We start from the raw sequence: 7,139 nt of genomic DNA, 5'->3' as shown, positions 1-7,139 counted from the left end.
CGACGGCCATCAGCTCCCCCAGACAGCGGGTGAAGGACTCCACGCCCGTGCTCAGCTCCGTGGCTTCGACGCCCACGGACAACAGCAGCGCGCGCAGGCGGCCCAGGTCCTTGAGCAGTCCCTGCTCCAGCGCGGCGGCGGTGCCCAGCCGGGCCTGCGCGGCCCGCTGGAGCAGCTCCACGTCCTCGCTGAGCTGGCGCCAGGCCTCGTCGTCGCGCGAAGGCTGGGGGCCCCGGCGGCGCAGGCGCACCACCACCGCCTGCCAGAGGTTTCCGAAGACGAGCACCTCGTCCACGCTCCGGCGAACGTGCGGCGGGATGTGGTCCAGGAAGTCCACCGCGCACGCGCGGGCCTCGCGCAGGAAGGCGTCCTTGCGCGGGTTGGCGTCCACCACGCCCCGGGCCAGCTGGAGCACGAGCCAGGCCCACTGGAGGGCGCGCTCGGAGGTGGTGAAGAGCACTTCGATGCCGGTGCCCAGGGCGCCCGCCGCGTGGCTGGTGTCGGCGAGCGTCGGGGACGGGATGGAGGGCAGGTCGGATTCGGCGCGCACGTCGGGTGTCCGGGGGGACTTCGTCCCTCCCTCCTCCCTTTCGGGGTCGGATCCCTGGGGTCCTGGCCCCGTGTGCTCACGCCCCATGCGCTCGTCTCCAGGCCCCTGCCTTCCCGTCGGCGGAGGACCGGCGCCGAGTATCGCACGCCCCTGGAGGTCCTCCAGGACTGGATGAGGGGACGTGCGATGCACCACAAGGCGCCCTCCCCCAGGCCGGGAGGGACGCCTCGCGATGTCCTGCACCGCGCAACCGCGCGCTCAGTGCAGGTTGTGCTTCAGACGGCTGAGCCGGCTGTGGGTCTGCTTCTGCGCCGGGAGCAGCTGCTGGCGCACGAAGCTGCGCGCCTCGCCGTGCAGCTTGTCCACGTCGCGGTTGTAGTCCGCCAGGCCATGGTCCTCCCCCTGCTCCAGCGCGTCGATGGCGCGCTTCTCCCCGAGCAGGTCCGCGCCGCCCTGGACCACCTTGGCGAAGACGCCCCAGATGCCGGAGCTCTCCGCGGGGCTGCCCCCCAGCTTCTGGATGCGTTCCTTGAGCGACTCCACGCGGGCCTCGTGGTCATGGAGGCAGGCCTCCACCTCCGTGCGCGCCAGGTCACTTTCAATGTGCTTCGTCGCGAGCCGGTAGGTCTCCACCGCGGAGATCTCACCGCGCAGGAAGGAGTTCAGCGTCTCGATTTCGGCGGCGGCGTTGGCCATGGGAATTCTCCTTGGAAAGGGATGAGCGAAGGACGGCCTTGGCGCAAAAGGTGGTGACCCCGGCCCGCGCGACAACGAAAGCCCCTGCCCTCGTCTGCTGGGCAGACAACCGGGCGTCACGGAAAGCTCCATGGCAAGCTGCGCCCTGCATGTGGAACTGGGTTCACCAGCTGACGGAGTGGGGCCGCACGGACACGCCGTTCGCCGTCGTCACCGTGACGGAGTGCAAGGGCAGCACGCCCGCGGCCCCCGGCGCGAAGCTGCTGGTGCGCGCGGACGGCACCTTCCACGGCACCATCGGGGGCGGGCACCTGGAGCAGCTGGTCCTCCAGGACGCGCGCGGGTGCCTGGAGCGGGGCGAGGCGCGCACGTTCCGCTATCCGCTGGGCGCGAAGCTGGGCCAGTGTTGTGGAGGGGTCGTGGACGTCTTCGTCGAGCCCGTCAACCACGGGCCGCAGCTCTATCTCTTCGGCGCGGGCCACGTGGGCCAGGCCCTGTGCCGCATCCTCGAAGGCACCCCGTTCCGCGTCCACCTGGTGGACGAGCGCGCCGAATGGGTCCAGTCCCCCCAGGTGCCCGCGTCCGTCATCCGCCACGAGGAGCCCTGGGACGAGTTCGCCGCGCGCGCCTCCTGGGATGCCCGGCGCACCTACGTGGCGGTGATGACGCACCGCCACGACGTGGATCAGGACATCATCGCCTTCGCCATCCAGAAGCCCGCGCGCTACATCGGGCTCATCGGCAGCGACACGAAGTGGGCCCGCTTCCGGCAGCGGCTGGACGCGAAGGGCCTGCCCGCCCGGCAGGTGGGCCGCGTCCAGTGCCCCATGGGGCTGCCCACCGGGGGGAAGTCACCCCAGGAGGTGGCGGTCAGCATCGCGGCGGGGCTGCTCCAGCTCCACCACGGGCTGGCCCCGGAGGTGGGGGCTCAGCCATCGCCCGCGCCCCTGCTATCCTCCGGTGAATGAGCACCCCTTTCGAGTTCCGGCTCAATGGCCAGACCGTCCGGGTCGACAATGAGTCGCCCAACACCACGCTGCTGGACTTCCTGCGCTCGCGCGGCCTGACGGGCACCAAGCAGGGCTGCGCCGAGGGAGACTGCGGCGCCTGCACCGTGGCGATGGTGGACCAGGACACCCGGGGCCAGAAGAACCTGCGCGCCTTCAACAGCTGCATCGCGCTGGTGCCCATGGTGGCCGGCCGCGAGCTCGTCACCGTGGAGGGCGTGGGCCAGCGCGACGCGCCCCACCCGGTGCAGCAGGCCCTGGTGAAGCACTACGGGTCGCAGTGCGGCTTCTGCACCCCGGGCTTCGTCGTCTCCATGGTGGAGGCATACTGTCGCAAGGACGCGGGTTCGCCGGAGGCCGTGGCGGATCAGCTCTGCGGCAACCTCTGCCGCTGCACCGGCTACCGCCCCATCCGCGACGCGATGATGGACGCGCTCGCCGCCCGCGACGCGAAGGGCACCGCGCCCACGCTGCCCGGCGTCTCGCTGGAAGGGCCGCCCACCCCCACCCCGCCCCTGCGCTACGAGGCCCGGGACGGCCTGTTCCTGCGGCCCGGCAGCTTCGAGGACCTGCTCGCCCTGAGGGCCCTGCACCCGGAGGCGATGCTCGTGGCCGGCGCCACGGAGCTGGGCGTGGACATCACCAAGAAGTCCCGCCGCTACCCCTTCCTCATCTCCACCGAGGGCGTGGCGTCGCTGCGCGCCATCCGCCGGGAAGCGGACGGCTGGTACGTGGGCGGCGCCGCGTCGCTGGTGGACGTGGAGGACGCGCTGGGCGCGGAGGTGCCGGAGGTGGCGAAGATGCTCAACGTCTTCGCCTCGCGGCAGATCCGCCACCGCGCCACGCTGTCGGGCAACCTCGTCACGGCGTCGCCCATCGGCGACCTGGCGCCGGTGCTGCTCGCGCTGGACGCGAGGCTGGTGCTCGCCTCCGTGCGCGGGGAGCGGACGCTTGCGCTGTCGGAGTTCTTCCTCGCCTACCGCAAGACGGCCCTCCAGCCGGACGAGGTCGTCCGCTTCATCGTCATCCCGCACGCGCCCGCGAAGGACAGCGGCCTCCAGCGCCACTCGGACAGCTTCAAGGTGTCCAAGCGCCGCGAGCTGGACATCAGCATCGTCGCGGCGGGCTTCTGCATCGAAACGGACGCGCTGGGCATCGTGCGCACCGCGCGGCTCGGCTACGGCGGCGTGGCGGCCACGCCGGTGCGTGCGCTCAAGACCGAGGCGCTGCTCGTGGGCCACCCGTGGAACGCGGAGGCGGTGGCGCGCGTGCGCTCGACGCTGGCCGCGGAGTTCACCCCCATCAGCGACCTGCGCGGCAGCGCGGACTACCGGCGCGGGCTGGTGGTGTCCCTCTTCGAGAAGTTCGTCTCCGGCGAGCGCAGCCCCGTGCTGGATGAGCGGCCCCGCTTCCTCACCGGAGCGCCCTCCGCCACGGCGGACGCGGGCCGCGAGCTGCGGCACGAGAGCGCGCTGGGCCACGTGACGGGCGGCGCGCAGTACGTGGATGACCTGGCGCAGCGCCGGCCCATGCTGACGGTGTGGCCGGTGATGTCGCCCCACGCGCACGCGCGCATCCTGCGCCGCGACGCCAGCGCCGCGCTGAAGGTGCCCGGCGTGGTGCGGGTGCTGCTCGCGGAGGACATCCCGGGCATGAACGACACCGGGCCCATCCGCCACGACGAGCCGCTGCTCGCGAAGGACGAGGTGCTCTTCCACGCGCAGCTGGTGGCGCTCGTCATCGGGGAGACGCCGGAGGCCTGCCGTGAGGGGGCCCACCAGGTGGTGGTGGACTACGAGCCCCTGCCCGCCGTGCTCACGCTGACCGAGGCCCGCGCGCAGGACAGCTACCACACGGATCCGCACGTCATCCGCCGGGGCGACGTGGACAGCGCGCTCGCGTCCAGCCCCCACCGGCTGGGCGGAGAAATCGAGATGGGCGGCCAGGAGCACTTCTACCTGGAGACGCACGCCGCCTTCGCGGAGGCCGGCGAGGACGGCGACGTCACCGTGACGTCCTCCACCCAGCACCCGTCGGAGGTGCAGGCGGTCATCGCGCACGTGCTGCACGTGCCCCGGAGCCGCGTCGTGGTGAAGGCGCCCCGCATGGGCGGCGGCTTCGGCGGCAAGGAGACGCAGGGCAACGCGCCCGCGGCGCTGGTGGCGCTGGCGGCGGTGCTCACGGGCCGGCCGGTGAAGTGGATGCTGGACCGGGACGTGGACATGGCCGTCACCGGCAAGCGCCACCCGTTCCACGCGCAGTGGGAGGTGGGCTTCGACGCCACGGGGCGGCTGCTCGCGCTGAGGGCGGACCTGGTGTCCAACGGCGGCTGGTCCCTGGACCTGTCCGAGTCCATCACCGACCGCGCCCTCTTCCACCTGGACAATGGCTACTACGTCCCGGCGGTGCGCTACTCCGGCCGGGTGGCGAAGACGCACCTGGTGTCCAACACCGCGTTCCGGGGCTTCGGCGGGCCGCAGGGCATGCTGGTGATGGAGGACATCCTGGGCCGCATCGCGCGCGCGCTGGGGCTGGCGCCGGAGGCCGTGCGGCAGCGCAACCTCTACGACGGCGTGGGAGAGACCAACACCACGCACTACGGCCAGGAGCTGGAGGACAACCGGCTGCCCCGGCTGTGGAGCGACCTGATGGAGTCCTCGGACTTCCAGCAGCGCCGCGCGCAGGTGGACGCCTTCAACGCGAAGAGCCCCCGCATCAAGCGCGGCCTGGCCATCACGCCGATGAAGTTCGGCATCTCCTTCACCGCCACCTTCCTCAACCAGGCGGGCGCGCTGGTGCACGTGTACCGCGACGGCTCCGTGCTGCTGTCGCACGGCGGCACGGAGATGGGCCAGGGCCTGCACACCAAGATTCAAGGCGTGGCCATGCGCGAGCTGGGCCTGTCCGGGGACCGGGTGCGCGTGGCGCAGACGGCGACGGACAAGGTGCCCAACACGTCCGCGACGGCGGCCTCCAGCGGCTCGGACCTCAACGGCGCGGCGGTGCGCGAGGCCTGCATCACCCTGCGCGAGCGGCTGGCGCCGGTGGCCGCGAGGATGCTGGTGCAGTTGCACGGGCAGGCGGTGTCCCCGAACGCGCTGCTGTTCCGGGACGGGCGCATCGCGGCGGCGTCGCGGCCGGAGCTGGGCCTGCCCTTCGCGGACGTGGTGGAGGAGGCCTACCGCGAACGTGTGGGCATGTCCGTCACGGGCTACTACCGCACGCCGGGCATCGGCTACGACCGGGTGAAGGGCCGGGGAAAGCCCTTCCTCTACTTCGCCTACGGCGCGGCGGTGAGCGAGGTGGAGGTGGACGGCGACACGGGCATGAAGCGCGTGGTGAGAGCCGACCTGCTGGAGGACGTGGGCGACTCGCTCAACCCCGGCGTGGACCGGGGCCAGGTGGAGGGCGGCTTCGTGCAGGGCGTGGGCTGGCTCACCGGCGAGGAGCTGCGCTGGGATGGCAAGGGGCGGCTGCTCACGCACTCGGCCAGCACCTACGCGGTGCCCGCCTTCAGCGACGCGCCCATCGACCTGCGCGTGGCGTTCGTGGAGCGGGCGGAGCAGCCGGGCGTCATCCACGGCAGCAAGGCCGTGGGCGAGCCGCCGCTGATGCTGGCCCTGTCCGTGCGGGAGGCGCTGCGCGACGCGGTGGCGGCGTTCGGTCAGCCGGGTGGCGACGTGGACCTGCCCTCGCCGGCCACGCACGAGGCGCTCTTCCTCTCCATCCAGAAGCGGCGCGCGCGGGCCTCCGACGCTCCGGTTCCTGACGAAGCGCGCGAGGTGGCGTAGCCGACGGTCGGGTGCGGCAACATGCCACGGCATGTCCCCGGGGCCGGTGCGTTAGAGGAAATGCCCTTTCAAGGAAGCCTTCCATGACCTCCGTGCTCCGCTCCCGCGTCCTCCTCCCGCTGGCCCTCCTGGGTGTCGTTGGCTGTGAGAAGGAGGAGCCCCCGCGGACGGTGGACATCCCCGTCGTCGCGCTCGTGGGCGCGGAGCCCTTCGCCTGCGGCAGCACCTACACGAACGTCGGGACGACGAAGACGACCTACGAGCCGATGGACTTCCGCGTCTACGTGCACGACGTGCGGCTGCTCACGACGGATGGACAGGAGGTGCCCGTCACGCTGGAGGACAGCACCTGGCAGCACGGCGGCGTGGCGCTGCTGGACTTCGCCAACAAGGACGGGCTGTGCACCCAGGGCACGGAGGGGATGAACATGGCCCTCAAGGGCACGGTGCCGCTGGGTGAGTACGCGGGCCTGCGCTTCAGGCTGGGCGTGCCGGAGACGCTGAACCACGGCGACGTGTCCACCGCGCCCGCGCCGCTGAATGACACCGGCCTGTTCTGGAGCTGGCGCTTCGGCTACCTCTTCACGCGCATCGAAGGCCGCACCACGGGCCTGCCCAAGGGCCACGTCATGCACCTGGGCAGCACCGACTGCGCACCGCCGCCGGAAGGTCAGACGACGGGCACCGCCGGTTGCACGAACAACAACCGCCCGGAGGTGAGGCTGGACACGTTCAACCTGGAGACGGGCAAGGTGGTGATGGACCTGGGGGCGTTCTTCTCCGGCTCCGACCTGGACACGAACGCGACGGGCACCGCCGAGGGCTGCATGTCGTCGCAGGCGGACAGCGACTGCGCGCCGCTCTTCGAGCGCCTGGGCCTGGGCTTCGGGGCGCAGGCCGCGAACCCCGCCGCGCAGTCCTTCATCCGGGCCGAATAGGAGCACCCGCCGTGGCACGACGACGATGGCAGGCGTGGAAGTCCCTGGCGACGGTGGCGCTGCTGGCCACCGGGTGCGCGGATCCGGAGCTTCCGCCGGACGGGCCCGCGCCGTACGACTGGAAGCTGCCACCGGGCTTCCCCACGCCGCGCGTGCC

4 protein-coding genes and 1 pseudogene are annotated in these 7,139 nt (G+C 72.1%); 3 read left to right on the top strand and 2 right to left on the bottom strand.

Going from position 1 to position 7,139, the window contains the following annotated elements; translation table 11 throughout:
• Both OV207_RS11660 and OV207_RS11655 read right to left on the bottom strand, forming a co-directional pair.
• A pseudogene (locus OV207_RS11660) lies at positions 1-550 on the bottom strand (hypothetical protein); the annotation flags it as partial.
• 258 nt (positions 551-808) lie between these two features.
• On the bottom strand, positions 809-1,246 hold the full coding sequence (locus tag OV207_RS11655) for a DUF2383 domain-containing protein (RefSeq protein ID WP_193428398.1): 438 nt from the start codon (positions 1,244-1,246) through the stop codon (positions 809-811).
• Between the two features lie 149 nt (positions 1,247-1,395).
• Between OV207_RS11655 and xdhC the strand changes: the two genes are divergently transcribed.
• The 3 genes from xdhC to OV207_RS11640 all read left to right on the top strand — a co-directional run bounded on the left by xdhC (position 1,396) and on the right by OV207_RS11640 (position 6,982).
• On the top strand, positions 1,396-2,214 hold the full coding sequence (gene xdhC, locus OV207_RS11650) for a xanthine dehydrogenase accessory protein XdhC (RefSeq protein WP_267555006.1): 819 nt from the start codon (positions 1,396-1,398) through the stop codon (positions 2,212-2,214).
• Positions 2,211-6,044 carry a xanthine dehydrogenase molybdopterin binding subunit gene (xdhB, locus tag OV207_RS11645; protein WP_267555004.1) on the top strand — a complete coding sequence of 1,278 codons (3,834 nt, stop codon included), beginning with the start codon at positions 2,211-2,213 and terminating at the stop codon, positions 6,042-6,044. The genes xdhC and xdhB overlap by 4 nt, the downstream gene beginning before the upstream one ends.
• An 83-nt stretch (positions 6,045-6,127) precedes the next feature.
• Positions 6,128-6,982 carry an MbnP family copper-binding protein gene (locus OV207_RS11640; protein WP_267555002.1) on the top strand — a complete coding sequence of 285 codons (855 nt, stop codon included), beginning with the start codon at positions 6,128-6,130 and terminating at the stop codon, positions 6,980-6,982.
• The last annotated feature ends 157 nt before the right edge of the window (positions 6,983-7,139 follow it).

The sequence above is a fragment of the Corallococcus sp. BB11-1 genome (assembly GCF_026626625.1).
Lineage (GTDB): Bacteria > Myxococcota > Myxococcia > Myxococcales > Myxococcaceae > Corallococcus > Corallococcus soli.
Note: the sequence above shows the minus strand (reverse complement) of the source record. Positions and strands in the feature narration are given on the sequence as shown.

Coding starts and splice junctions, on each gene's coding strand:
- OV207_RS11655 (WP_193428398.1), bottom strand. CDS start 1,246: ATGGCCAACGCCGCCGCCGAAATCGAGACGCTGAACTCCTTCCTGCGC.
- OV207_RS11640 (WP_267555002.1), top strand. CDS start 6,128: ATGACCTCCGTGCTCCGCTCCCGCGTCCTCCTCCCGCTGGCCCTCCTG.
- xdhB (WP_267555004.1), top strand. CDS start 2,211: ATGAGCACCCCTTTCGAGTTCCGGCTCAATGGCCAGACCGTCCGGGTC.
- xdhC (WP_267555006.1), top strand. CDS start 1,396: ATGTGGAACTGGGTTCACCAGCTGACGGAGTGGGGCCGCACGGACACG.